This is a genomic window from Pseudoalteromonas sp. AOP31-A2-14, assembly GCF_052378035.1.
GTDB lineage: Bacteria > Pseudomonadota > Gammaproteobacteria > Enterobacterales > Alteromonadaceae > Pseudoalteromonas.
This window is the reverse complement of record NZ_JBQSXI010000001.1, coordinates 439237-464962: the sequence shown is the minus strand read 5'-3', so window position 1 is coordinate 464962 and position 25726 is coordinate 439237. Positions and strand designations below refer to the sequence as shown.

The window sequence follows — 25726 nt, the reverse complement described above, 5'->3', positions numbered from 1 at the left end:
ACAATGACGCAGCTAAATTTTATAGAGCAAGGTAAGCGAGTACTTGAAATAGAACGCCAAGCGCTTGTAGATATAAGCCAATATTTGGATGATAACTTCAATCAGGCTTGCCAGTTAATGTATCAATGTGATGGCCGCGTTATTGTAATTGGCATGGGTAAATCTGGTCATATTGGCAATAAAATTGCAGCAACACTCGCCAGTACCGGGACCCCAGCTTTTTTTGTTCATCCTGGTGAAGCCAGTCATGGCGATTTAGGCATGATCACCCCAAATGATGTTGTTATGCTCATTTCAAATTCAGGTGAAACCAGCGAAGTACTTAATATTATACCGGTACTAAAACGTATTGGCGCAAAAGTAATAAGCATGACAGGAAACCCGCAGTCAACTATGGCTACCCTCGCTAATGCACATGTGTGCATTAAAGTTACTGAGGAAGCCTGTCCATTGGGATTAGCCCCAACTGCCAGCACCACCGCCACACTTGCCATGGGCGATGCCATGGCAGTTGCACTGCTTGAAGCTCGTGGTTTTACCGCTGATGATTTTGCACTTTCACACCCTGGCGGCAGCCTAGGTAAGCGCTTACTACTGTGCTTAAACGATGTGATGCATGCCAATGAGCAAGTGCCTATTATCACTGATAAGCAAACCATTAAAGACGCATTAATTGAAATGTCGGCAAAAGGCCTTGGCATGACAGCCATTGTCGATAACCAAGGCTCATTAGCAGGGTTATTTACTGATGGTGATTTACGCCGTATTTTAGAGCAACGTATTGATATTCATGGCACCCCAATCACTGAAGTAATGACCCGTTCGTGTACAACCGCCAAAGCACAATTGCTAGCTGCTGAAGCACTAAATATAATGGAACGTCAACGCATCAATGGTTTAATTGTAGTTGATGATAACAACCGCCCTATTGGCGCGTTAAACATGCAAGATTTACTTAAAGCTGGAGTTTTATAATGCAATTTTCTGATTTATACCAGCCTCTAAGCCACGACGTAGAGCAACGCGCAAAAAAAATAAAAATGCTGATTTGTGATATTGATGGCGTATTTTCAGATGGTCGCATCTATTTAGGTAACCAAGGCGAAGAATTAAAAGCATTTAACACCAAAGATGGTTTTGGCATTAAAGCGCTTATTAATAGTGGCTTTGAGGTTGCTGTGATCACCGGGCGTCATTCACAGATAGTTCAGCAGCGCATGACTAGCCTAACCGTACAACATATTTACCAAGGCCAAGAGGATAAGTTACTAAGCTATCAAGAGCTTAAAAATAATTTAAAGCTCAATGATGACCAAATCGCTTATATCGGCGACGATGGCCCTGACTTACCTGTAATGGAACAAGTTGGCTTTGCGGTAGCGGTAAATGATGCGCACCCACTTATAAAGCACCTTGCTCATTATACAACTATGCTACCAGGTGGGTTTGGTGCAGTGCGTGAATTAACCGACTTACTGATGTTAGTTAATAATAAACCGCTAACAAGCACAGGCACAAGCTCATGAGTAGCACGCGTATAATTCTATCTATTTTATTTGTAGCGACTATGGTTTGGTTATGGTATCCGTACTTTAATCAACCTCTAGACAATCAAAATAAACAAGAAAGAATCATCGCTAAGCCTGATTATGTAGCAGTTGCCCTTAAGCAAACAGCTTATGATGAACAAGGTAAAATAAGCCATAAAGTCACAGCGACAAAAATGGAGCTTTACCGAAAGCTTGGCTTTACTTACTTTGAACAGCCTATATTTACAATATATAACGAGCAACAGACTTGGCGAATAAACGCTAAAGAAGCCACGTTATACGAAAACAACACCCTTATTTTAGACGGTGATGTTGTGGCTAAAAATTTAACTAGTAATGCTATGATTGAAAATATTAACGCCGACAACATTGAAGTAAATATCGAAGCACAAACCATGCGTTCAGCGCAGCCGGTAGAATTAATCGGTCCGAATTTAAAGATCACTGGCCGCGGCCTCGAAGCCGATTTAAAAGCCGAAGTGATAGAACTTATCAACCATACGCGAACCATATATTATGACCAATAAACTAACTAAAATACTATTACCAAGCCTATTCATCGCTTTTTCAACAATCGCAGCCACGCCGCCTGCAGATCAAGTATCAATTAGTGCCGATAAGCAGCAAGCACAACTTAAAGAAAATGTGGGGATTTTTGAAAAAAATGTCGAAGTAATTCATGGTAATCGTCATATTACAGCCGATCGCCTTGAGGTTCATAAACGCGGCGATTTAGGCGAAAATAAACAATTGTTAATCGCAACAGGCAAGCCTGCCTACTTTGAAGAAAAGCAAACCGATGGCACTGTAATGAGCGCCAGCGCCAATGAAGTACGTTACGACGTAGCAAAACGCTTTTTGACCCTAGTTGGTGATGCTAAAGTGACTCAGGCAGGACAAGAAATTAATGCTAAAAGCATCACCTACGATATGCAGCAACAGCTTATTAGCGCCGAAAAAGATGAAAACTCTGACGACCGAGTACACACCATTTTAGTGCCTATAAACAGCAAAAAAGATAACGAAAAAGGCCAACCATGAGCACTTTAAAAGCAGAATTTTTAGCAAAAAGCTATAAAGGCCGCGAAGTCGTAAAAAATGTCGGTCTTGAAGTCAGTGCAGGTAGTATTGTTGGCTTACTTGGCCCAAATGGTGCGGGTAAAACCACCACTTTTTATATGATTGTTGGTTTAGTTCCAAGTGATAAAGGGCGTATTACTATTGATGAGCAAGACATAACGCTACTACCAATGCACAGCCGCGCACGCTTAGGAATTGGCTATTTACCACAAGAATCATCAATTTTTCGTAAACTCACCGTTTACCAAAATTTAATGGCAATTTTAGAAACTCGTAAAGAACTAAAAAAGACTGAACGCGAAGAGGTACTAAATGAATTACTTGACGAACTAAGTATTCAACACATTCGTGATAGCCAAGGCATGGCATTGTCTGGTGGTGAACGCCGCCGGGTAGAAATAGCTCGCGCATTAGCAGCCAATCCTAAATTTATTCTTTTAGATGAGCCTTTTGCTGGTGTTGACCCTATTTCAGTGTTAGATATAAAGAAGATTATTGAACACCTTAAAAACCGAGGTATAGGCGTACTTATTACTGATCACAATGTACGAGAAACCCTTGATGTTTGTGAAAAAGCCTACATTGTTTCTCATGGGGAGCTAATTGCATCTGGCACTCCTGAAAACGTATTAAATAATAAAACAGTGCGCGATGTTTACCTAGGTGAACAGTTTAGACTCTAAATCGACTAGCATCTGCTAGTATTAATTATGACAACATTTTAAAAAGGATTGTTAGAGATACATGAGGCAATCATTACAGCTGCGCATGGGCCAGCAACTTACAATGACACCACAGCTGCAACAAGCGATACGCCTGCTGCAACTTAGTACATTGGATCTCCAGCAAGAAATACAAGAAGCGCTAGATAGCAACCCATTACTTGAGGTTGAAGAACAAAATTTTAGTGACGAAAATGCTGGTAAAAATGAACAAAAGCAAGATACAGATGATGTCACGGTTAGCGCTTCGCCAGACGAAACCTCAAGCGAATACGAACAAGAAAGCTCAGAAGCATTAACTAAAGAAACCGTGAGTGACGAAATGGCAATGGACGTTACGTGGGATGAGTACATGAGTGCAGCCCCTAATTCGTCATCAGGGCCAATGCCTGAAGATGAATCTATTTATCAAGGTGCATCAACAGAAACACTGCACGAATATTTAATGTGGCAACTACAGTTAACGCCATTTAGTCCCACTGATGAGGCGATCGCTTTAGCTATTGTTGAAGGCATCGATGAATCAGGTATTTTAACCGTTAGTTGTGAAGACTTATTAGAAAGCTTGAATCAAGGCGGCGAAGAAGAAATAGAACTTGATGAAATACAAGCTGTGTTAAAGAGAATTCAACTTTTTGACCCAATCGGCATCGGCGCACGCAGCTTACCTGAATGCCTATGTATTCAACTAAATCAATTTGATCCCGCAACCCCTTGGATTAGCGAGACAAAAAAGGTTCTAACTGATCATATCGATTTATTAGCCAGTCGTGATTACCGTACTTTAATGAAAAAGACTAAGCTTAAAGAAGACGAGCTTAAAGAGGTTATGACGCTCATTCACAGTCTCAATCCCAAGCCGGCTGATACCATTGTGCGTGAAGAATCTGAGTACGTTATTCCTGATGTGTCAGTGAAGAAAATAAAAGGCCGCTGGATAGTTGAGCTTAACCCCGACAGCATGCCAAAAATTCGTGTAAACAGCCAGTATGCGGCAATGTCTCGCTCTGTTAAATCAAGCAGTGACAGCCAGTTCATTCGCTCTCATCTGCAAGAAGCCAAATGGTTTATTAAAAGCTTAGAAAGCCGTAACGATACTTTATTAAAAGTAACTAACTGCATTGTGCAGCAACAACAAGGTTTTTTTGAACATGGACCCGAAGCTATGCGCCCAATGGTTTTAAATGATGTAGCTGAAATGGTGGAAATGCATGAGTCAACAATTTCGCGAGTAACTACGCAAAAATATATGCATACTCCACGCGGTATTTTTGAGTTGAAATACTTTTTTTCAAGTCATGTAAGCACCGAAAATGGGGGGGAATGCTCATCAACAGCTATTCGTGCTCTGATCAAAAAGCTAGTCAGCGCAGAAAACTCAGCGAAACCGTTGAGTGATAGCAAAATAGCAGATATATTGGCAGAGCAAGGAATAAAAGTGGCTAGACGCACCATTGCAAAATACCGCGAGTCGCTTGCTATTCCACCATCGAACCAAAGAAAAAGTTTGATTTAAGGCGTTAACACACAGAAGGAAAATGCTTATGCAATTAAATTTAACGGGTCGCCATGTAGATATTACTGATTCATTAAGAGACTATGTAAATAGTAAATTTGCGAAGCTAGAAAGGCACTTTGATCATATAAACAATGTGCATGTCATTCTTGATGTAGTAAAACTAAAGCAAAAAGCAGAAGCCACTTTACATGTCAGTGGCGCGGAGTTGTTCGCTTCGACACAGCACCAAGACATGTACGCCGCGATTGACGGACTTATAAATAAACTAGACCGCCAAGTAATCAAACACAAAGAGAAGATTGCTCGACATTAATCCTATGAAATTAAGCTCACTTACTTGTCAGGACTGCAGTAAAGCTGCGGTCCTTTTTAATAGCAAAAAACGCATTATTGAATTCATAAGCCAGCTAGCCCACGAGCAGTTACCGCATTTAGTCCAGCAAGATATACTTAATGCGCTGTTGACTCGCGAAAAGTTGGGGAGTACAGGTATAGGTAAAGGTATTGCTATTCCTCATGGCCGAATGAATGGTATTGATAGTCCTTTAGCGCTTGTGCTAGTGAGTAAATCACCCATTAATTTTGATGCTATCGATAATCGCCCTGTTGATATATTTGTCGCACTCATCGTCCCTGACGGTGATAGTGAGCTGCACTTAAAGACGCTAGCCGCCATTGCTGATAAACTAAACAATAAAGAGTTTTGCAAACAATTACGTAGCGCAAAAACGGACCAAGATTTATTTAATGTAATTGATGCACAATAAAGGAGACTAGTAATGGAGTTAATTATCGTCAGCGGCCGCTCAGGCTCAGGGAAGTCCGTTGCGCTACGAGTATTAGAAGACTTAGACTATTACTGCGTAGATAATATTCCAGTTAACCTATTACCGTCTCTAGTACGAAGTGTATCAGACAATTACGACAAAATAGCTGTTAGCATCGACGTTAGAAACCTGCCTAAAGAACAAAAAGAATTTAACGATATACTCGAATACCTACCTGGATTTGCAAAACCAACTTTATTTTATTTAGACAGCGACGAGCAAACACTGATAAAACGTTTTTCTGAGACTCGTCGCCTGCATCCATTATCGATTGACTCTTTACCGCTTGATTTAGCGATAAAACAAGAAAAAATATTGCTGGATGTACTGATCACTCATGCTGATTTTATTATTGATACCACCGATTTAAGTGTCCACCAGCTGGCTGAATCAATTCGTGAAAAAATTCTCGGCAAAAAAGACAAAAAATTAATCATAACTTTTGAATCATTTGGCTTTAAACATGGAATTCCTAAACAAGCTGATTACGTATTTGACGCACGATTTTTACCAAACCCACATTGGGAACTTGAGTTAAAGCCACTGACAGGACTTGATCAACCAGTAAAGGATTATTTAGCAAGTCACAGTATAGTGCAAAAGTTCACCTGGCAAATTCAAACCTTTGTACAAACATGGCTGCCTCATTTAGAGCGTAATAATCGTAGCTATTTAACTATTGCTATTGGTTGCACAGGTGGCCAGCATCGTTCAGTCTATTTAGCGCAAACCATTGGTGAAAGTTTTGCAATGTCTCACTCAAATGTGAAAATTCGCCACCGTGAACAAGAAATATAAATACCAAGGTAGCCACAATTAATGTATGCAGAAGATACTTTTTTAATTAAAAACAAGTTAGGCCTACATGCTCGTGCTGCTAGCGTTCTTGCACAATTAGCAGTGCAATTTGATGCCACCATAACGCTATTTCAAGATGAAAAACAAGCGGCTGGCGACAGTGTCTTAGCACTGATGCTGTTAGAAAGCAGTAAAGGCAAAGAAGTAAAAGTTATTTGTAAAGGCCCTGATGCAAAATCCGCGCTTGCAGCCATCGGACAGTTAATAGCAGAGCGTTTTAACGAGCAAGAATAAGCTTGCGCTTGGTGTCTGTCTTTAAATTGCGGTAAACTAAATACAGTTTTTAGCCAAAACATTGTTAATTATCTGAATTTTTCTATCTTCGTAATAGTTTATTTTTATAAGGACGCCAATGCCCGATACTTTTGAACAGGATTATCCACTACAACAACTAAAACAGGTGACTCAGTCACTCAATAGTGGGCAGTTTGTTCAAGTCAGGCGTATGTTAGCAAAAACGGCCCCGTGCGATACCGCGCTATTACTAGAGTCATCTCCGCATAAAATCCGTAGTTTACTATGGCAACTGGTCGACCCTGATGTGCAAGGTGATGTACTCGAAGAGCTTTCTGAAGATGTGCGCTTGGGTATTATTGCGCAAATGGAACCTGAGCATATAGCTGCTGCCACTGAAGACATGAGCGATGATGACTTCGGCGAAGTATTACGTAGCCTGCCCGATACAGTTTATCAAAATGTGGTTGGCGCCATGGACAGCCAAGATAGAGAACGTGCTACCCAAGCACTTTCTTATCAAGAGCGCTCAGCCGGGGCATTAATGAACACCGATACGGTGACTATTCGCCCTGATGTTACTATTGATGTAGTCCTTCGCTATCTGCGCTTACGCGGCGAGCTACCTGAAGGCACCGACGATTTATACGTAGTTGATAAGCATAACTGTTTTTTGGGCGCAATGCCGCTAAGCGTACTATTAACTAACTCTCCGGATAAAGTCATTCGTGATTTGATGGATGAAGACTGTGAGTCAATTGCCATCTCTATGGATGAGAGTGACGTTGCGCAGCTGTTTGAACGCCATAACTGGATTTCAGCCCCTGTTGTTGATGATAACGCACAATTACTTGGTCGTATTACTATCGATGATATCGTTGATGTTATTCGTGAAGATGCTGAACATAGCTTATTGAGCTTAGCCGGCCTTGATGACGAAGAGGATACCTTTGCTCCCGTATTAAAAAGCTCCCAAAAGCGCTCTATTTGGCTTGGTGTGAATTTATTGACGGCGTTAACAGCTGCTTTTGTCGCCAGCTTTTTTGAAAACACTCTCGCTGTTTTACCTATTCTAGCCGTACTTAACGGTATTGTGCCGTCGATGGGGGGTGTTGCAGGTAGTCAAACACTCACTCTGGTTATCCGCGGTATTGCAGTTGGCCATATAAATCAAACCAACCAACGCTTTTTGCTGATGAAAGAACTGGCTATCGGCGCGATTAATGGCGTGGTATGGTCAATTTTAATAGCAGGCGTGGTCGCTATTTGGCAGTGGGACTTTAAGTTGGGAGCCGTGCTTGCTTTTGCTATGTTTATGAACTTAGTAGCAGCAGGTATAGCCGGTGCTAGTATTCCACTAATTTTGAAAAAGATGAATATAGATCCAGCCCTTGCAGGTAGTGTGTTATTAACTACAGTGACTGATATAATAGGTATTTTCGCCTTTTTAGGCACTGCAACTTGGTTACTGATTTAATTGAGTTAGTGTAAGAAAAGTTGCTTGAATTAGCTCAACTCTACATACTCACTAAGGGCGGCATTTAGTAACATGCACTTATGGTTTTTACTACTTAACACTTCTAATATTGCTGCCATCCTAGCTAACCACCCTTACTTTTCGTGTGCTTACAGCTATCCATAGCCATTCTCGTAATTCCACCTTAACTTCCATTATCCTTATTTATCCAAGCCTTCTATAATCCATTACTTACTTGCTCGGTGAAGTAGTATCCATAATTTTCTTCCATTGCTGCGCCGTCCATAGCGACACACTTTGTACATCCGTTTCTTTAAAATGACTTTCTTTTGTATGATTATACTCCATAACATTCCTCCTTGCAGACTTGCGCCTGTTCTTCCTTGTAAGTATTAATGAATACGGCTTATTAACGTCTAGCGATGATATAAATCGCATGGATCAAACCAGGAATATAACCCAGCAATGTTAACAAGATATTAATCCAAAATTGTGCACCCAAACCTACCTGTAAAAAAACACCTAAAGGTGGAATGAGCACTGAAAATATAATACGTATTAAATCCATCTTGCGCTCCTTACTATAAAAAACTAAATCTCAAACTTAAAGCCCAAAAGACTGGGCTTTATAAAGTGACAAATATTACTTTTTAACGATAGTAAGATTGTCTTTAACATCTCTTACATCTTCTGCATTTGAGGCAATTTTAACAGCTAACTGCTTTTCAGCGTCAGATTCAACTGTACCGTTCAACGTGACTACACCTTTATCTGTATCAACGTCGATATTAGTACCGCTTACTTCAGAATTGAACAAATAACGCGTTGTGATAACAGTGGTAATTTTAGCATCTGTTAAGTCACTATCAGCGCTATCATCGCTGTCCATGTCTTTACTTTTCATCATGGCTGACTTTTTATCTTGAATAACAGTTAACTGGTTATCTACGTCCATGACATCATCAATGCTTAACACAAGTTCTTCAGCAAGCTCTTTATCAAGATCACTTTTCACTTTACCAGTTAATGTTACCTTACCATTTTTAACATCGGTATTAATGTCAAAATTATTCAGATTGCTATTCATTAACAGTACGGTTTCAGCCTTACCATCAACCCATGCATCTTTACTTTCACTTTCCCAGCTATTGGCTTGAGCACCCATTGCTGTTGTACCAAGAACTAAAGCTGCAATCATTGTTTTGTTAAATGTTTTCATAATCTGTTTCCTTTTGATTAGTTACGCTATTTAATATGCGAACATCGCGCCAACTTTATAACTATTAATAATCAATAAGATACAAAAAAACATTTAACCGTTGTAATTTTTTTACAAGCTACTCGGTAATTTATTCCTAGTATTGCAACAATAGATAAACACTTCATGGTCATTTGTAAGTATTTTATACTGGGCTATAACACTCAGAGCAATCGGTAGATTTCGTAAGAGTGAATTTTTGCTGTGCGAGAGTTAAACCATCAAAACAGATAAACTGGCTACCTTGGTGGTGCCCTAGGATTAAATTAATCCCGAGTAATGCCTGCATTGATCCCATCACACCTAGAAGCGGACTCAGCACACCTGCATTATCACAATTCAGTGCTTGTTGCTCTGGCTGCTCTGGCTGCTCTGGAAACAGACAGCCATAACAGGGACTTTGTGGCACACGAAAATCAAAGCACATCAACTGTCCTTCGCTAGCAATAGCCGCGGCTGATATAAGTGGTATACCCGCTTTTAAACAAAAACGATTAACTGTATAACGTGTAGCAAAGTTATCACTGCAATCCAGTACCAGTGTTGCAGCTTTAAATATTTGCTCAGCATTTTCTTCAGTTAATTGCTGACTAACAGTGTTAACAGTAATTTGGTTATTTAAGCTCGTTAGCACTTTACCTGCAGCGCTCGCTTTAGCTTGCCCTAAGTGGTTCACTTTATAGAGCACCTGTCGCTGCAAATTAGAAAGTTCGACTTTATCGTCATCAAGTAACGTAAGCTCACCAACACCCGAAGCCGCTAAATACAAAAGCGCAGGGCTACCTAAACCGCCCGCACCAATCACAACAACGTGTGCTGCTTTTAGTTTTAGCTGACCATCAAGGCCAACTTCTTTAAGCATTAAGTGGCGACTATAACGTAGCTGCTCTTTGTCAGATAATTCTTTCTCAGGTAAGTCTGTCATTATTTTTCAAAGCCATCCTTATAACTCTCTTTAATAGCACCTTGTAAATCTACAATTGCTTGTTGATAATCATCAGCTTCAGTAATAGCCCTTACTACAGCAACACTGCCAACACCTGTGGCAGCCACTTCTAAAGTACGCGCTAAATCAATCCCCCCGATAGCGACTGTTGGGTAACTTTGCATTAATGGCACAAAATGTTTTAGCTTTTCAAGCCCTTGGATTTGACCCGTCATATCTTTGGTGGTGGTTGGGTAAATAGCTCCAAATGCCATATAACTAGGACGATAATTGTGCGCGCGAAGCATTTCATAAAAACCATGAGTCGAAAGCCCTAAACGCAGCCCCGACTCTTTTATCAGGGCTAAGTTAGCTTTAAGCAAATCTTCTTGGCCTAAATGTACACCATAAGCGCCGTGTTTAATTGCCAATTGCCAGTAATCGTTAATATACACGTTACCATCGTACTTTTTCCCTAGTGTAACTGCTGATGCAATCACCTCATCAAGCTCGTTTTCTGTGCCATTTTTTATTCTTAGCTGTACGGTTTTAATACCTTGCGCTAAACACTTCTCTAGCCAATCAAGTGTATCAACTACTGCATATAAACCGAGTTGTTTACTTTCACACGGAGCAAAATTGGCAGCCATAGTAAATTCATCAGCACCGTCGAAGTCTAGTTCATCGGCAAGCCAACTACCTGCTTCTATCACTTGTGGATAATCATTAATATTTTCGGGGAAGCATGTTTGTGCTACAGGGCCAAGACCTTCACCATAACGTACTGCCGCTTTTAAACCTTGGTTGATATAGGCTTTAGCTAAAATAAAAGCATCTTTAAGTGGGTATTCTTTTGTTAAACACGCAGCAATTACAGAGGCCATACTGCAACCTGTACCATGACTGTGCGGTGTCGTTATTTTTTCGTTGCCAAGCCAATACTCGCTTGCACCATCAGTACAGTAATCAACGCAATAACCAGCTGGGTAATCCCAATGCCCACCTTTGATCACCACCGCTTTTGCCCCCCAACTTTGCAGCTTTGCAGCTGATTCCTTTACTGCACTTGGGCCAATTAAATACACCCCAGTTAATAATTGCGTTTCGTGAGTGTTTGGGGTGATCACATCCACCAGCGGCAATAAGCACTCTTTAATTGCACTAACGGTATCTTCTTCGGTAAGTAAGTCACCACTACTAGCAATCGCTACGGGATCATATATAACTCGTGGCGGTATTGGCCATGTTGCTTGATAATGCTTTATATGTTCACTAACAAGTTGAATTTGCTGAACGTTCGCTAACATGCCAATTTTAATTACGGCGGCTTTCATATCACTTTCAAGGGCTAATAACTGCGACTCTATTATATCGGTTGAAATAGGATTAATCGCTTCTACGCCTAAGCTATTTTGCGCAGTAAGTGCAGTAATTGCAGTACAACCATGTACACCAAAACTTTGCATGGCTTTAATATCTGCCTGAATACCTGCACCACCGCCAGAATCAGAGCCTGCAATTGTCCAAACAACGTGATTCATATTTACTTATTCCCTAATTTTTTATGTCTGATGCCAAAAAGGCATACCCATTGTAGGCGTTGATGGCGCAGCCATTTCTTTTTCAGGCATAGCTTTCGCTTTATAAGCGCAGCGCCCAGCATCAACTGCGGCTCTAAATGCATGGCTCATGGTAACAGGGCAACCCGCCCCTGCAATAGCCGAATTTAATAACACGCCATCATAACCCAATTCAAGTGCTTGGCAGGCATGAGATGGCAAACCAAGCCCTGCATCAACGATTAATGTCATTTCTGGAAGCCGCTCACGAATAGTTTTTAAATTGTATTGATTCAACAACCCCTTTCCTGTGCCAATCGGGGCTCCCCATGGCATTAAAACCTCACAGCCAACATCAGCTAATCGCTGACACAGTACTAAATCGTCAGTACAATAAGGTAATACTTTAAAGCCATCATCAATTAAAATTTTTGTCGTCTCTAGCAAAGCAAATGGATCTGGCTGTAAATTGTATTCATCACCAATTAGCTCTAGTTTGATCCAGTCTGTAGCAAATACTTCTCTGCACATTTGTGCAAGTGTGACCGCCTCTTTTACGCTATGACACCCTGCAGTATTGGGAAGTATTTTTAAACCAGTGTCTTTAATTAGCTGCCAAAAATCCCCTCCCGCTGCAGCACTTTGCTGGCGGCGCAACGATACAGTAACCACCTCAGCGCCTGAGGCTACAATAGAGTCGGTCATAATCGCAGGAGACGGATAAAGTGCAGAGCCAATCAATAGCCGGCTATTTATTTGTTCGCCATAAATACTAAAGTTATCATTTGTATCACTGCTCATCTTACCCCCCTTGGATTGGCGAAAGTAATTCTATGCTATCGCCTTGTGAAACTACTGTTTCGGCGCATGAATGATGAGGTATAAATTGCTTATTTAAAGCAACCGCATAAGGTTTTTTTGCACCAAATTCTGATAATATTTCTGCCAATATAGTGTGTTCAGCCGTTTCAAATGACTGACCATTAATTGTTATCTTCATTTTTAACCTCTTAACCAAGTGAAGGTTATTTTATTAATTCAACCGCCTTTGCAACTAAACTCGGCGCAAGCATATAACCGTGCCGATACAAGCCATTTATGCTGATCACGTTTTCATGCTGAGTAACCGCCGGGCGATTATCTTTAAATGCCGGGCGAAGACCCGTTTGAATATTAAGTATTCTTCCTTCAGCAAATCCACTGTGTACCGTGTACGCCGCCGAGAGTAATTCAAGAGTTGAACGTACTGTTGCAGGGCCGTTATCTTGCGATTCAATTTCTGTCGCGCCAATCACATATTCATGATTCGGTTTAGGGGCAATATAAATCGGGTAACGCGGGTGCATTAAACGTATCGGGCGAGTAAGTAGCACCTCTGGTGCATATAAACGAGCTACTTCACCGCGCACTCCTCGCAATTTACACGTTGCACTTTTAGCACCTAAGCCGCGACAATCGATGATGTAGTCATACGATGACTTCAGTTTTGAACTTTCAATATCAACATGCTGACCAAATTTAAATTTAACACCCCGCGCTTTAAGACTGTTAAAACTTGCTTTGTAAAATGCTTGGTTATCTATTTGACCTTCACAAGGTAAATAAAGTCCTTGGTTAAAGCGCCCAACTAATTCAGGTTCAAGTTCAGTAATATGGGAACTATTAAGTTGCTGCACTTGATGCTCAGCCAATGGCTTCAGGCGATTTTCAAAACTTTCTAAATCACCTTTATCTTGTTGATGTGCAACCACCAGTGTGCCTTGCTGTTGAAAAAACACCTCTTCATCAAGGCTTGCTAAAATATCCGGCCAACGGGCAATTGAATCAAGCCCCATTAACGCCAAGTCCTGCTCGCACAATACCGACTCAGCCAGTGGTGCAAGCATTGCCGCCGCCACACGTCCTGCGCTATCTAATGCATGCTCATCACCCGCTTCAAACACCGTTACCTTATGATGCAAACTCAATTCAAGCGCCGCCAAGCGCCCCGCCAAGCCAAATCCCACCACCGCAATGTTGTAAGACATAAGAACCCTTAATTTAGTTAGCGAGCTCATCACTCGCCAACTTTCTAACTCACTAATTCTCTATATCGCTTTATGATAAATCTCTGAACCAGTTTTTTTAAACTCATCTGATTTAGTTTTCATCTCAGCTTCTACATCAACCATTTTAACTTCAATAGCATCGCCAACGTTGTTCGGGTCAATACCTCGTGTTTCTAAGTCTTTAGCGTATTCACGAACTTCTTGAGTGATTTTCATTGAGCAAAACTTAGGTCCACACATAGAGCAAAAATGCGCGACTTTACCTGATTCTTGTGGCAGAGTTTCATCGTGATATTCACGAGCACGAATAGGGTCTAAACCAATATTAAATTGATCATTCCAGCGAAACTCAAAGCGCGCTTTAGACAACGCATTATCACGCTCTTGTGCACCTGGGTGGCCTTTTGCTAAATCTGCGGCGTGCGCGGCAATTTTATAGGTGATCAAACCTTCTTTTACATCTTCTTTATTTGGCAAACCTAAATGCTCTTTGGGTGTTACGTAACACAGCATGGCGCAGCCATACCACGCAATCTGCGCTGCCCCAATACCTGAGGTGATATGATCGTACCCAGGAGCAATATCGGTTGTCAGAGGACCAAGAGTATAAAAGGGGGCTTCATCACAATGCTTAAGCTGCTCCTCCATATTATCTTTGATCATATGCATTGGCACATGCCCGGGGCCTTCAATAAACACTTGAACGTCGTGCTTCCAAGCTATTTTAGTCAACTCACCTAAAGTACGTAGCTCACTAAATTGTGCTTCGTCGTTGGCATCAGCAATAGAGCCAGGACGCAAACCATCACCAAGAGAAAAACACACATCGTATTGTTTTAATATTTCACAAATATCCTCAAAGTGTGTGTAAAGGAAGCTTTCTTTATGGTGAGCTAAACACCATTTCGCCATAATTGAACCGCCGCGCGACACAATTCCCGTAACACGCTTTGCTGTCATCGGCACATATCGAAGCAGTACGCCAGCATGGATAGTAAAGTAATCGACCCCCTGCTCGGCTTGCTCTATTAATGTATCGCGGAAAATTTCCCAAGTTAAATCTTCGGCTACACCATTTACTTTTTCTAGCGCCTGGTAAATAGGCACGGTACCTATAGGGACTGGTGAGTTACGTACTACCCACTCGCGAGTTTCGTGAATATAACGCCCGGTCGATAAATCCATCACTGTGTCTGCGCCCCAACGAGTTGACCAAACCATTTTTTCAACTTCTTCTTCAATAGATGAACTCACCGATGAATTACCTATATTGGCATTAACTTTCACTAAAAAATTACGACCAACAATCATCGGCTCGGTTTCTGGATGGTTAATATTATTGGGTAAAATAGCGCGACCACGGGCAATTTCGTCACGCACAAATTCAGGAGTAATAAATTCAGGTATACTCGCGCCGAACGATTCACCTTTATGCTGCTCAGCAAGTAGCTCTTTTCGTAGTTCTGAGCGCCCCATATTTTCACGCATTGCAACATATTCCATTTCAGGGGTGATAATACCTTGGCGAGCATAATGCATTTGTGTAACGTTTTTACCAGCTTTACCACGGCGAATTTTAGGTAAATGCTCAAAGCGGATATGATCGAGTCCTTCATCAGCCATACGTTGCTGTGAAAACTGCGAGGTGACGGACTCTAAAATTTCAGTATCGCCACGACTTTCAATCCACTGTTCGCGGTATTTATCCAAGCCTTTACGCACATCGATGCTAAGTTCAGGGTCAGTATATGGGCCCGATGTATCATAAACTCGCAGTGGTGTATTTGACTCATAAATAGGGTTTTCATCAGTACCACCGATAAAGGTGTCACTTAGAGTGATTTCACGCATGCCCACACGCACATTTTCTTGTGTACCTTGTACATACACTTTATGCGAGCTTGGAAATGGCTGCCCCGTTAGGTTATAAATATAATCTGATGCGGCCGCACGGATTTCGCGGCGAGACGGTTTTTCTGATGTGTTTGACATGACTTACCTCATTGCTAAAAAAGGGTTGTCTTGTCAGATATTACGTCGCGAAAAAGCAGCGTAATAGAGAGTAGCAAATGCTATAGATCGAAGATGGATATTACAAAAAGTACTACCAATCTTGGCAGCCAAAATGCTTATGCCCAAAATGGCGCACAAGAACCTATTTTAAGGCAGCTTGTTCCCTACGCAGGTGTTAGCCTGATCAGGTTCACGGATCCCGCTTTCGCGATCTCAGCCATTAAGTAAATACTTAAGGCACTCCGACAAGTAAAAATTCTGTTCTAATTTCTGAATGAGTGTACGTTAGATATACACTTGCTGCAAGAGCTTAACTTGTAATCAACCAGCTGGAATAAACTCAAAAGTTTGCTTACCATTTAAAACTAATTGCTGGCCTTGAATTTGTAAAGGCGCGCCTTGCTTTAAAGTATCAAGTAGCTGCTGTTCAAACTCATCCAGCGATTCACCACATGATTTTCGGGTCATCCCTAACTTATTTACTGTTAAATGACTTTCATCAAGCGAGCCTTCGCCAAAAAACTTATTACATCCGGCAAAGCCATTCACTTGCAGTGCTTCAATAAAGCTTAGTGAAGCCGAATATGACGCAGGGATAACAAGACCATCCACACGTGATAATTGCCACTTGGTGTATTTCAATTGCTCATTAGTGACTGTCCCTGTCGATGAGCAGCCGATACATAAGCCGATTATAATCATCGGTATTGCTGCTAGTTTCATGTAATTATTAACCTAATATTCAATCCGTCAATAATAACAATATTTATTCGCTCGTGCCGTTAATAATGCATGTTTTTAATGTAAAAAATTGTTCTAAGGTAGTAAAAAACGTTCACATCAGTAATTACTCTTCTTTAAACAAGCGTTCAACCTGCTGAGGTAAAAATGGTCGGCCTTGTTCGTTAAGCGATGTACCAATAACCAGCGCCTTAAGCATTACTTTTTCGTCACGTTTTCGAATTATAGTTTGCCTAAAACCAAACTTTAAGCGACTGATACGCTCAGGCGTTACCGCCACGTAAAATTCATCACCTGGTACGAGTGATTGTTTGTAATCCATTTCACTGCGCATGACTACAAGATTTATTTTGTCCCGTGTAAGCTGTGCGAAGTCAACGCCATTGGCGTGTAGAAATTCATGGCGAGCATGTTCAAGATAGTTAAAGTAAACACTATTATTTACAATACCCTGTAAATCGCATTCATAGTCGCGTACTTTAAAGTCTACTTTAAAGGTCATATTCGTAATCCTAATTATGTATACTGTTCGCGTTTATAGCATATAAACAGCTAAAAGTTGAATGGCGACTTTAATGAGAATAGTTGCTATCATGAAAGTCCCTGAAATGGAGTTAAGTAATCGAATGAAACTACGCCTGTCCTTAATTACTGCCGCGCTATTACCTATTTTAAGCGCCCCAGCGTTTGCTGAAGATACCGATCTTGAAAAAATAGTGGTCACTGGGGACTTTCAAAAAGAAAGTATTCAAACCCTTAGTGCCAGCGCAAGCTTATTTAGCGAACATGAAATTAATGACCGTGGCGCTAACTTTCTTGACCAAATGCTTGCCAGTGCAGCTAATGTTAATTTTACCTCAGGCGCATCCCGCGGTCGTTATGTGCAAATTCGTGGTGTTGGTTTACGCTCTCAGTTTGTTGACCCAATTAATCCATCTGTTGGCCTAGTTATCGACGGTATTAACTATTCAGGCCTTGGCGGCAGTTCATTATTATTTGATGTAAACCAAATTGAAATCTACCGAGGCCCACAAGGCACGCGATTTGGTGCAGATGGCCTAGCTGGCATGATCCAAATGGAATCAGCCGACCCAACACTCGATCCAAGCTTAAAATTCCAACTTGGCGCTGGTACTTACAATAGCCACGAAGCAGGCGTTGCCGCTGGTATAGGCATTACCGATAGTACTGCGGTCCGAGGCAGTATTTATCAACGTAAATCAGATGGCTACGTAGATAACCTCTATTTAAACAAACCCACTCAGCAGCAAGATGAAATGGTCAGCCGTTTTAAGTTACACAGCCAGCTTACTAATAATTTACGTACCGAACTAAGCGTCCATTATATTGATATTAATAACGGCTATGACGCATTTACCCTTGATAATAGCCGTAACAGCGTTGCCGATCAGCCAGGCCAAGATAATCAAGAAAGCATTGCCGTTGGCCTTGCTAATATTTATACCGGCTTTGATTGGTTTGATGTGAGCTTAAATTTATCAGGGATTGACAGCGATTTAGCCTACAGCTTTGATGAGGACTGGGTGTGTAACGATGAAAGCCAGCCTAAAGCTTGTGGTGCAGGCATACACCCAGACGGTTATAGCTCAACGGATGCTTATTTGCGTGACCGCCAAGATCAAGCCGCTGAACTACAATTTAATGGCAAAGGCGGTAACTGGGTAGCAGGGCTTTATTATCAAGGCCGTGATATTGATCTAGAACGCCAATACACGTGGCTTTCAAACCCTTTCGCATCAACTTATGAAACCAGTAACACTGCAATTTATGGTCAGCTAGCCACACCTATTGGCAATAAAACCACTTTGATTACTGGCCTAAGAGTTGAACAATATCAAGGCGATTACACTGATAACAACGGTTTTATTGAAGACACTGATGACATAATGATTGGTGGTAAGTTAGCACTTGAGTATCAAGTAATTGATCGCACCATGATCTACACCAGCTTAACTCGCGGCTACAAAGCCGGTGGCATCAACTCTGAAGCACTAGCTAAAGCCAAAGACGATGGTTTAAACCTTGACGCTGACTTTTTCAAAAATCATGTAAGCTTTGCCCCTGAATATTTATGGAGCGGTGAGTTTGGCGTTAAAGGCAGCTCACTTGACGATAGATTTGTATTACGCTTAGCAGCGTTTTATATGTATCGCGAAGATATGCAGCTCAAGGCTTGGCAAGTACAAGACCAAAAATTTACCGGTTATGTAGATAATGCCAGTTCAGGTGAAAACTACGGCCTTGAAATTGAGGGTAGCTACCAGTTAACTAATGACTTATTGTTAACCGGTAGTGCAGGTTATTTAAATACTAAAATCAATAACTTTGTAGCGCAGTCAGGCCTAGACCAAGATGGCCGCGAGCAAGCGCAAGCGCCTAAATATCAATATTCGCTTACCGCCCGCTATAACCTTACTGATGAGCTATTTGCCAGTATTGGCATTGAAGGTAAAGACGATTACTACTTCTCAGACAGCCATAACTCGCAAGCACCAAATACTAACCTAGTTAACTTCACCACAGGTTATGAGGCCGAGCAATGGTCTATTCGCGCTTGGGCACGTAATGTGTTCAACGAAGAAGTACCCACCCGTGGCTTTGAATTTGGTAATGACCCTCGTGAAAGCTATGCAACCAACACTTATGTTCAGCTTGGCGAACCAATGACTGCAGGCTTAACGTTTATATACGAGCTATAAAACAAGTTTCAAGGGGCCAATAACAAGGTAAAAGATCATCTCTTTTACCTTTTCCTTTAAGCCTATATCTCAGCCCGTTTAAGCTCGATCTACATCAAACGCGATCACTTCTTTTATGGTCTCTTTTCGTGTTGCCAACATCACTAACCTATCGATTCCTAATGCTACGCCTGCACACTGCCCTAGACCATGCTCAAGGGCCGCAATTAACCGTGTATCCATCGGTACTTCTTTTAAATTATTAGCTTTTCGATGAGCATTATCTTCGTTAAAGCGTTTCGCTTGTTCTTTAGCATTAGTTAGCTCATTAAAACCATTTGCTAGTTCCATATTTTGATAATAAAGCTCAAAACGCCCCGCTACGCGTTGATCGTGTTCACAAATACTGGCAAGTGCAGCCTGAGATGCCGGAAAGTGATACACAAAACACGGTTTGTTTTGACCTATTTTTGGCTCAACTTTCATGCAAAATAATAACTGCAATAACGTATCACGATGTGTTTCATATTCTGCAATATCAGCAAAACCTTGCTGAATAGCCAGCTGTTGCAGACTCTCTAAAGAAGCTGTTAATGGATCAATACCTAAAGCTTGCTGAAAAGCTTGCTGATAGGTTAAACGTTCTGCCGGTTGTACTGCCAAAATAAGCTGCATCAGCTCATCAACTTCATCCATTAAAGTAAATTCATTAAACCCCGGGCGATACCACTCAAGCATAGTGAACTCAGGATTATGGTGTTTGCCAGCCTCTTCGTTTCTAAATGCCTTACAAAGCTGAAAAATGGCGCCAGAGCCTGCAGCTAATAAACGCTTCATAGCAAATTCAGGGGATGTTTGTAAATAAAGCGGCAATCCGCCAGCATGTCCTGGGCCTACAAAGGTGGTATTAAAACTAGCTAAATGGACATCCGTCACGCTTGCTGCACTTAAGCTTGGGGTTTCAACTTCCATCACATCGCGATCACAAAAAAACTCACGAATAGTGCGTAAAATTGCCGCACGCTGCTGCAAAGTCTTTATCTCTGCGCTGGGCTTCCAAAGATCTGCTGACATATTTTCTCCAAAAAAAATCCCAGCCATAAGCTGGGATTTATCTATATCATCGTTAGGCTTACTTAACGCGGCTTACGTATTCACCACTACGGGTATCTACTTTAATCATTTCGCCAACTTGTACGAATAAAGGAACACGAACCACTGCACCGGTGCTTAATGTTGCTGGTTTACCACCAGTACCCGCTGTATCCCCCTTTAAACCCGGATCAGTTTCAGTGATCTCAAGCTCAACAAAGTTAGGCGCTGCAACCGCTATTGGGCTGCCGTTCCACAAGGTAATTGTACAAACGTCATTTTCCACTAACCATTTAACAGTGTCGCCAAGCGCTTTTTCATCCGCTGCAATTTGTTCAAATGTTTCGTTGTTCATAAAATGCCAAAATTCACCGTCAGTATAAAGATACGCAAGATCAGTATCCATTACATCTGCACCCTCTACTGACTCACCTGATTTAAAGGTTTTTTCAAGCACTTTACCAGAGATAAGCTTACGGATACGAACACGGTTAAACGCTTGCCCTTTACCTGGCTTTACCATTTCATTTTCTAAAATACTGCAAGGTTCGCCGTCCATCATAATTTTTAGGCCGCCCTTGAACTCATTAGTGCTATAATTCGCCATCGTTTCCTCTGTTTAATAATTTTTCGAGTAATCTACGTACCAATGATACAAAGAAATGAAGCAAATTTGCATAAAAACTGGCAAAAAGAATTATCTAATGTGATCACTTGCCCAAAAATCTTATTGGAAATGGTCGGTTTATCGAGCCAAGTGCATGAAAACGACATAAAAGCTCGTAGCTTATTCCCGGTTCGCGTGCCAGTGCCTTTTATAAAAAAAATGCGCTATGGCGATGCTAATGATCCGCTTTTACTACAAGTTATGCCACGTCATCAAGAATTTATTGAAAAGCACGGCTTTAATAAAGATCCGCTTGAAGAGCAAAGCAACAACCAACCTGGTTTATTACACAAGTATAAATCTCGGGTTTTAGTGATGTTTAAAACCGGATGTGCGGTTAATTGTCGTTATTGTTTTCGCCGGCACTTCCCGTATCAAGAAAACCAGCTAAATAAGCGCAGCCTTCTCGATGCCCTTGAGTATATAAAATCCGATAGCAACATCAACGAAGTGATTTTAAGTGGTGGCGATCCACTAATGGCCAAAGATGATGCCGTTAGTTGGTTTATGGATGAGTTAGAACAGTTACCACAAATTAAACGTATGCGTATTCATAGTCGCTTACCGGTAGTGATACCCGCACGTATTACCGATGAATTGTGCGCGCGCTTTGCAAAATCGCCGCTTAAAATTGTGTTTACCAACCACATCAACCACGCTAATGAAATTGATAACGACTTTAAGGCCGCCATGCAAAAACTAAAGCAAGCAGGCGTTACTTTACTCAATCAAGCGGTTATTTTAAAAGATGTGAATGACTCAAGTGATGCACAAATAGCACTAAGCGAAGCCTTATTTGATGCTGATATACTGCCTTATTACCTGTTTTTACTTGATAAAGTAGCAGGTGCGAGCCACTTTGATATAGATGAACAACAGGCGCGCGAAATCATGGCCGAAATGCTCAGCGCATTGCCAGGATTTTTAGTACCTAAACTGGCACGTGAAATTGGCGGTCAACCAAGCAAGACTCCTATTGACCTAAAACTAATTTAAGCGTTAGCAAGACCCGGTAGCTTCACTCGGTTTTTACTTAGGCCACAAGGTTACTCAACTCGCAACGCGATTAAATTTCCACTGGATATATTCATAGTCCAATACCTGACATTTTGTTGCAATCCACGTATTATATCGACATTGCAGTCTAAAGCTTTAGGAAAAAAATGGAATCAATCATTGAGCAGCTCAATGCAAACTTAAAAATTGTTTATCGTCAAGCACTTGATGCAGATAAAAAATTAGATGAACTTCATCAACAAGGTCATGGCAAGTTTAAGTCATTATTCCCCGCTGATGCTGGTTTTGATTTTGAAGCCAAGCGCTTTAAACCGTATGTGCTTGATGTAGCCGCAGACGTTGAGAGTCTAAATAATAAAGGCTTTAATGAACAAAAACTAAAAACCACAGTAACTAAACTGCAGCAATTGCTCACCTTACTGGCTTCTTTTAAATAACCATTAAAAAGCGCTGTTTGCGTAGACAGCGCTTTTGCATAATCAGTTTAACTGTTACTTAGTAATTTTTGGTAGTAATTCTTCTTCAAACCAATCAGTTATCAAACGTTTATCGTGGTAAAAGGCTCCATCACGACCCATTTTAATACGCTCCATAAATCCCATATCTTTAAGCTGTACGCTATCACTTTCGCTAACCAATTGGCCGCCTTTATCGGTTACTGAGTAGCTAAAATCGATACGTGGAAAATAGATTGGTTTAACAATACGTAAATCGTTCATACCGCCAAAACGTACATCGCCGGCCAAATCTAAATCGGTCACTTCAACGTTAAATTTATACCCTTCAGGTAATTCTGCAGCAAGTTTGGTAAAATGTTTTTCAAAGCTTTTTGCTACATGCTTATGATACGAGCCTCGCGGCTCGTTAGATGGGCGCACATCGCTATAATCGTTAAAGTCGTGCCATTTTACAACAGCTTCACCAGCATGAACGAAAGAAGGTAATGCAATAATAATTGCCATTGCGACTTTTTTAAAGGTGTTCATAACTTTCTCCAATAATAGGCATACCTAACCTGTGTAAAATTTTATCACTTACAGATTAACTATAGCTTAATCCAGTTTTTATGTGTTGTTATCATTTATACTGAACATGTAATCAAAAAGTAAGAAGCAAAAAAACAAAAATAAAACATGTAATATGTTCCTTTTTGTGGTGGAATTAACTTAGCTTACACTCAATATTTTATATGGAGGTTGAATGACCACTTTAGTCACAGGTGGTGCGGGTTATATAGGTTCGCATACCGTTTTAGAACTGTTACTGCAAGGCACTGATGTGGTGGTTATCGACAACCTCGCCAATTCATCTGAAGAGTCACTCGCTCGGGTCAAAAAAATTACAGGAAAAGAGATTACTTTTTACCAAGGCGATATTCTTGATAAAGCCTTTTTAGACACTGTATTTAATAAGCACGTCATTAATAATGTGATTCATTTTGCTGGTTTAAAAGCCGTTGGTGAGTCAGTAGTAAAACCGATAGAATATTATCAAACGAATGTACAGGGCACATTGACCTTGGTCGACGCCATGCGTGACGCGGGTGTCTTCAAGCTCGTATTTAGCTCATCTGCGACGGTTTATGGCGACCCTGCAAGTTTACCTATTCGTGAAGACTTCCCAGTGGGTGGCACTACAAATCCATACGGTACATCAAAGCTAATGGTTGAGATGATGCTAGAAGATATTGCTAAATCAGACGAACGTTTTGCTTTTGCGATACTTCGCTACTTTAACCCTGTAGGTGCCCACGAGTCAGGCCAAATTGGTGAAGATCCAAATGGTATTCCAAATAACCTACTGCCTTATATTTCACAAGTTGCTGTTGGTAAGCTAGATAAGCTGGGCGTCTTTGGTGATGACTACGACACCATTGATGGCACAGGCGTACGTGATTATATTCATGTTGTTGACTTAGCTTTAGGTCATTTAAAAGCGCTAAATAAAATAACTAAAGACAACGGCGCCCATATTTATAACCTTGGCACCGGCAATGGCTACTCGGTACTACAAATGGTTACGGCATTTAGTAATGCTTGCGAAAAAGAAGTGCCTTATCAACTATCACCTCGTCGTCCAGGCGATATTGCCGCTTGTTACGCCGCCCCTGAAAAAGCACTGGCAGAGCTTGATTGGCAAGCAACTCGTGGCCTTGAAACCATGATGCAAGATGCTTGGCGCTGGCAAAGCAACAACCCAAATGGGTATAAATAAGCAGCAAATTAAATAGCTAAAGACTTTATAAGGGCACGATATTTTATCGTGCTTTTTTATACCCAAAAAGTAACAAAAAGCGTAACTAATCGTTCAATAAATATTTATAGAATATGATAAGTTTTAGAGTTAAATGATATTTTAAAAAGTGGTGGCCCCTCCCAGACTCGAACTGGGGACCTAACGATTATGAGTCGTGTGCTCTAACCAACTGAGCTAAGGGGCCATTTTATTAGTGTTTTCAGCTATTGAAAAACCAAATTTTGAAGCGTTTAATCTTTATATCGATTAAAGCGGACTGCAGTATAAAAAGTTTTTATCGCCTTGTCACTAGCAAAAACCTTTATTTTAGCAATCAACAAGCTAACTGCTTAAATAGTAATCGCAATGTGGCCAATAATGGAAAAAGAACCTCGCTAAAGGGGGCGATAATAAATCCTAGACAATCACTGAAATTAATAAATTCACTGTAGAAGCCACTTATTCCCTATAGAAACTATAATAAAAGCCTTTTATAAGTAATAATCATTGTATAAATATTTTACGAAATGAAGGAACATATTAGCATGCTATATTTTTGGTACAAGGAGCTCCAAAAGTACCCAAAAGATCACAAAGACTTTTGGCGCACAAAGTTAATAGCCCACACATTATTGGTGGCAACTTGCTATTTTGTAATTTTAACTCTACTAAATATCTTTTACTTTGCAAATTACGATATCGCTTTATTTGATGCTATAGGCCTTTGTATCACATTAAGTATTTATTCATGGTTTAAAAAAACAGATAAAGTAGATTTAGCTGCATGGGCTATTACGCTTATAATATTTAGTTTAATTATGATGTTTGTTATTTCTGCTGGCGGACGTGCACATACTTTATTTTGGGCAACCTTAATTCCCCCTTTAGCATTCTTTTTAGTAGGTAGAAGTTGGGGCAGTACTTTGAGTGGCATTGCTTTTTGTATTTGTGCTTACCTCACATATAAACAACAACAACTAATTATTACCATAGGGCCTGGTTCATTATTTAATGTGATTGAAGTAAGTATTGCTCATATTTTAATTTTTAGATTTTACGAAAAAACCCGCTTTTCAGCCTATCAGCATCTATCCACTCGCAATATTGAAATTCAGTACCTAGCAGAGACAGATAAATTAACGGGCCTATCTAGCGTCAATTAACTTGGCCGGTTCCGCGTCAATTATCTTGGCCGGTTGACACCG

The 25726-nt window shown here is 40.8% G+C and carries 29 protein-coding genes, 1 tRNA gene and 1 riboswitch; of the genes, 16 read left to right on the top strand and 14 right to left on the bottom strand.

Translation table 11 applies throughout. From position 1 onward, the window contains the following. Positions 1-3 precede the first annotated feature (3 nt). From ACT3S9_RS02145 to mgtE, 11 genes are all read left to right on the top strand, one after another. Complete coding sequence (locus tag ACT3S9_RS02145) at positions 4-975, top strand: KpsF/GutQ family sugar-phosphate isomerase (RefSeq protein WP_441834736.1); 972 nt, start codon at positions 4-6, stop codon at positions 973-975. After that, a complete protein-coding gene (gene kdsC / locus ACT3S9_RS02140) occupies positions 975-1526 on the top strand; it encodes a 3-deoxy-manno-octulosonate-8-phosphatase KdsC (RefSeq protein WP_441834735.1) in 552 nt (183 codons plus the stop codon). The genes ACT3S9_RS02145 and kdsC overlap by 1 nt, the downstream gene beginning before the upstream one ends. Continuing rightward, complete coding sequence (lptC, locus tag ACT3S9_RS02135) at positions 1523-2077, top strand: LPS export ABC transporter periplasmic protein LptC (protein WP_441834734.1); 555 nt, start codon at positions 1523-1525, stop codon at positions 2075-2077. Before kdsC ends, lptC begins: the two co-directional genes overlap by 4 nt. After that, positions 2067-2591, top strand: a complete 525-nt coding sequence (lptA, locus tag ACT3S9_RS02130; RefSeq protein WP_441834733.1) for a lipopolysaccharide transport periplasmic protein LptA — start codon at positions 2067-2069, stop codon at positions 2589-2591. The genes lptC and lptA overlap by 11 nt, the downstream gene beginning before the upstream one ends. After that, entirely contained in the window at positions 2588-3313 is a 726-nt protein-coding gene (lptB, locus tag ACT3S9_RS02125; protein WP_441834732.1) for an LPS export ABC transporter ATP-binding protein, read from the top strand. The genes lptA and lptB overlap by 4 nt, the downstream gene beginning before the upstream one ends. A gap of 61 nt (positions 3314-3374) precedes the next feature. Beyond that, positions 3375-4868 (top strand): RNA polymerase factor sigma-54, encoded by a 1494-nt coding sequence (locus tag ACT3S9_RS02120; protein ID WP_441834731.1) that lies wholly within the window; start codon positions 3375-3377, stop codon positions 4866-4868. A gap of 28 nt (positions 4869-4896) precedes the next feature. Continuing rightward, positions 4897-5184 (top strand): ribosome hibernation promoting factor, encoded by a 288-nt coding sequence (gene hpf, locus ACT3S9_RS02115; protein ID WP_441834730.1) that lies wholly within the window; start codon positions 4897-4899, stop codon positions 5182-5184. Between the two features lie 4 nt (positions 5185-5188). Then, a complete protein-coding gene (locus tag ACT3S9_RS02110; RefSeq protein ID WP_441834750.1) occupies positions 5189-5638 on the top strand; it encodes a PTS sugar transporter subunit IIA in 450 nt (149 codons plus the stop codon). 12 nt (positions 5639-5650) lie between these two features. Beyond that, entirely contained in the window at positions 5651-6496 is an 846-nt protein-coding gene (gene rapZ / locus ACT3S9_RS02105; RefSeq protein WP_441834729.1) for an RNase adapter RapZ, read from the top strand. Positions 6497-6517: 21 nt separating this feature from the next. Next, a complete protein-coding gene (locus tag ACT3S9_RS02100; RefSeq protein ID WP_441834728.1) occupies positions 6518-6790 on the top strand; it encodes an HPr family phosphocarrier protein in 273 nt (90 codons plus the stop codon). Positions 6791-6908: 118 nt separating this feature from the next. Continuing rightward, positions 6909-8267, top strand: a complete 1359-nt coding sequence (mgtE, locus tag ACT3S9_RS02095) for a magnesium transporter (RefSeq protein ID WP_441834727.1) — start codon at positions 6909-6911, stop codon at positions 8265-8267. Between the two features lie 409 nt (positions 8268-8676). Here the strand turns inward: mgtE and ACT3S9_RS02090 are convergent, their stop codons facing one another. From ACT3S9_RS02090 to ACT3S9_RS02045, 10 genes are all read right to left on the bottom strand, one after another. Further along, the gene (locus ACT3S9_RS02090) at positions 8677-8835 is read right to left on the bottom strand and encodes a YqaE/Pmp3 family membrane protein (RefSeq protein ID WP_064667813.1); all 159 of its coding nucleotides are present in this window, start codon (positions 8833-8835) and stop codon (positions 8677-8679) included. A gap of 75 nt (positions 8836-8910) precedes the next feature. Further along, a complete protein-coding gene (locus tag ACT3S9_RS02085) occupies positions 8911-9486 on the bottom strand; it encodes a BON domain-containing protein (RefSeq protein ID WP_441834726.1) in 576 nt (191 codons plus the stop codon). 184 nt (positions 9487-9670) lie between these two features. Beyond that, positions 9671-10450 (bottom strand): HesA/MoeB/ThiF family protein, encoded by a 780-nt coding sequence (locus tag ACT3S9_RS02080; RefSeq protein ID WP_441834725.1) that lies wholly within the window; start codon positions 10448-10450, stop codon positions 9671-9673. Beyond that, a complete protein-coding gene (thiE, locus tag ACT3S9_RS02075; RefSeq protein WP_441834724.1) occupies positions 10450-11991 on the bottom strand; it encodes a thiamine phosphate synthase in 1542 nt (513 codons plus the stop codon). Before thiE ends, ACT3S9_RS02080 begins: the two co-directional genes overlap by 1 nt. A gap of 21 nt (positions 11992-12012) precedes the next feature. Then, on the bottom strand, positions 12013-12810 hold the full coding sequence (locus ACT3S9_RS02070; protein ID WP_441834723.1) for a thiazole synthase: 798 nt from the start codon (positions 12808-12810) through the stop codon (positions 12013-12015). Position 12811: 1 nt separating this feature from the next. Beyond that, a complete protein-coding gene (thiS, locus tag ACT3S9_RS02065; RefSeq protein ID WP_441834722.1) occupies positions 12812-13009 on the bottom strand; it encodes a sulfur carrier protein ThiS in 198 nt (65 codons plus the stop codon). 25 nt (positions 13010-13034) lie between these two features. Further along, positions 13035-14036 carry an FAD-dependent oxidoreductase gene (locus tag ACT3S9_RS02060; RefSeq protein WP_441834721.1) on the bottom strand — a complete coding sequence of 334 codons (1002 nt, stop codon included), beginning with the start codon at positions 14034-14036 and terminating at the stop codon, positions 13035-13037. 60 nt (positions 14037-14096) lie between these two features. Beyond that, positions 14097-16049, bottom strand: a complete 1953-nt coding sequence (gene thiC, locus ACT3S9_RS02055; RefSeq protein WP_441834720.1) for a phosphomethylpyrimidine synthase ThiC — start codon at positions 16047-16049, stop codon at positions 14097-14099. Between the two features lie 165 nt (positions 16050-16214). Continuing rightward, positions 16215-16325, bottom strand: a riboswitch (TPP riboswitch). A gap of 66 nt (positions 16326-16391) precedes the next feature. After that, on the bottom strand, positions 16392-16793 hold the full coding sequence (locus ACT3S9_RS02050) for an META domain-containing protein (RefSeq protein ID WP_441834719.1): 402 nt from the start codon (positions 16791-16793) through the stop codon (positions 16392-16394). Between the two features lie 124 nt (positions 16794-16917). After that, complete coding sequence (locus ACT3S9_RS02045) at positions 16918-17313, bottom strand: acyl-CoA thioesterase (RefSeq protein WP_441834718.1); 396 nt, start codon at positions 17311-17313, stop codon at positions 16918-16920. A gap of 124 nt (positions 17314-17437) precedes the next feature. On the opposite strand from ACT3S9_RS02045, the gene ACT3S9_RS02040 reads away from it, so the two are divergent. After that, positions 17438-19531: a TonB-dependent receptor gene (locus ACT3S9_RS02040; protein ID WP_441992742.1), complete on the top strand. Its 2094-nt coding sequence runs from the start codon at positions 17438-17440 to the stop codon at positions 19529-19531. Between the two features lie 78 nt (positions 19532-19609). On the opposite strand, the gene epmA is transcribed toward ACT3S9_RS02040, so the two are convergent. Both epmA and efp read right to left on the bottom strand, forming a co-directional pair. After that, positions 19610-20584 carry an elongation factor P--(R)-beta-lysine ligase gene (epmA, locus tag ACT3S9_RS02035; protein ID WP_441992737.1) on the bottom strand — a complete coding sequence of 325 codons (975 nt, stop codon included), beginning with the start codon at positions 20582-20584 and terminating at the stop codon, positions 19610-19612. Between the two features lie 58 nt (positions 20585-20642). Next, complete coding sequence (gene efp, locus ACT3S9_RS02030) at positions 20643-21209, bottom strand: elongation factor P (protein WP_441836451.1); 567 nt, start codon at positions 21207-21209, stop codon at positions 20643-20645. Between the two features lie 42 nt (positions 21210-21251). On the opposite strand from efp, the gene epmB reads away from it, so the two are divergent. Together epmB and ACT3S9_RS02020 are read left to right on the top strand one after the other, a co-directional pair. Further along, on the top strand, positions 21252-22265 hold the full coding sequence (gene epmB, locus ACT3S9_RS02025) for an EF-P beta-lysylation protein EpmB (protein WP_441836452.1): 1014 nt from the start codon (positions 21252-21254) through the stop codon (positions 22263-22265). Between the two features lie 167 nt (positions 22266-22432). Continuing rightward, on the top strand, positions 22433-22723 hold the full coding sequence (locus tag ACT3S9_RS02020) for a prephenate dehydrogenase (protein ID WP_441836453.1): 291 nt from the start codon (positions 22433-22435) through the stop codon (positions 22721-22723). A 54-nt stretch (positions 22724-22777) separates the two neighbouring features. Here ACT3S9_RS02020 and ACT3S9_RS02015 read toward each other — a convergent pair whose 3' ends face one another. Then, complete coding sequence (locus ACT3S9_RS02015; protein WP_441836454.1) at positions 22778-23272, bottom strand: DUF3016 domain-containing protein; 495 nt, start codon at positions 23270-23272, stop codon at positions 22778-22780. Between the two features lie 214 nt (positions 23273-23486). Here ACT3S9_RS02015 and galE point away from each other — a divergent pair, with 214 nt between their 5' ends. Beyond that, positions 23487-24500, top strand: coding sequence for a UDP-glucose 4-epimerase GalE (gene galE, locus ACT3S9_RS02010; protein WP_441836455.1), 1014 nt, complete (start codon positions 23487-23489; stop codon positions 24498-24500). A 149-nt stretch (positions 24501-24649) separates the two neighbouring features. On the opposite strand, the gene ACT3S9_RS02005 is transcribed toward galE, so the two are convergent. Next, a tRNA-Ile gene (locus tag ACT3S9_RS02005) sits at positions 24650-24726 on the bottom strand. Between the two features lie 340 nt (positions 24727-25066). On the opposite strand from ACT3S9_RS02005, the gene ACT3S9_RS02000 reads away from it, so the two are divergent. After that, positions 25067-25684 carry a hypothetical protein gene (locus tag ACT3S9_RS02000; protein ID WP_444750707.1) on the top strand — a complete coding sequence of 206 codons (618 nt, stop codon included), beginning with the start codon at positions 25067-25069 and terminating at the stop codon, positions 25682-25684. Positions 25685-25726: the final 42 nt, after the last annotated feature.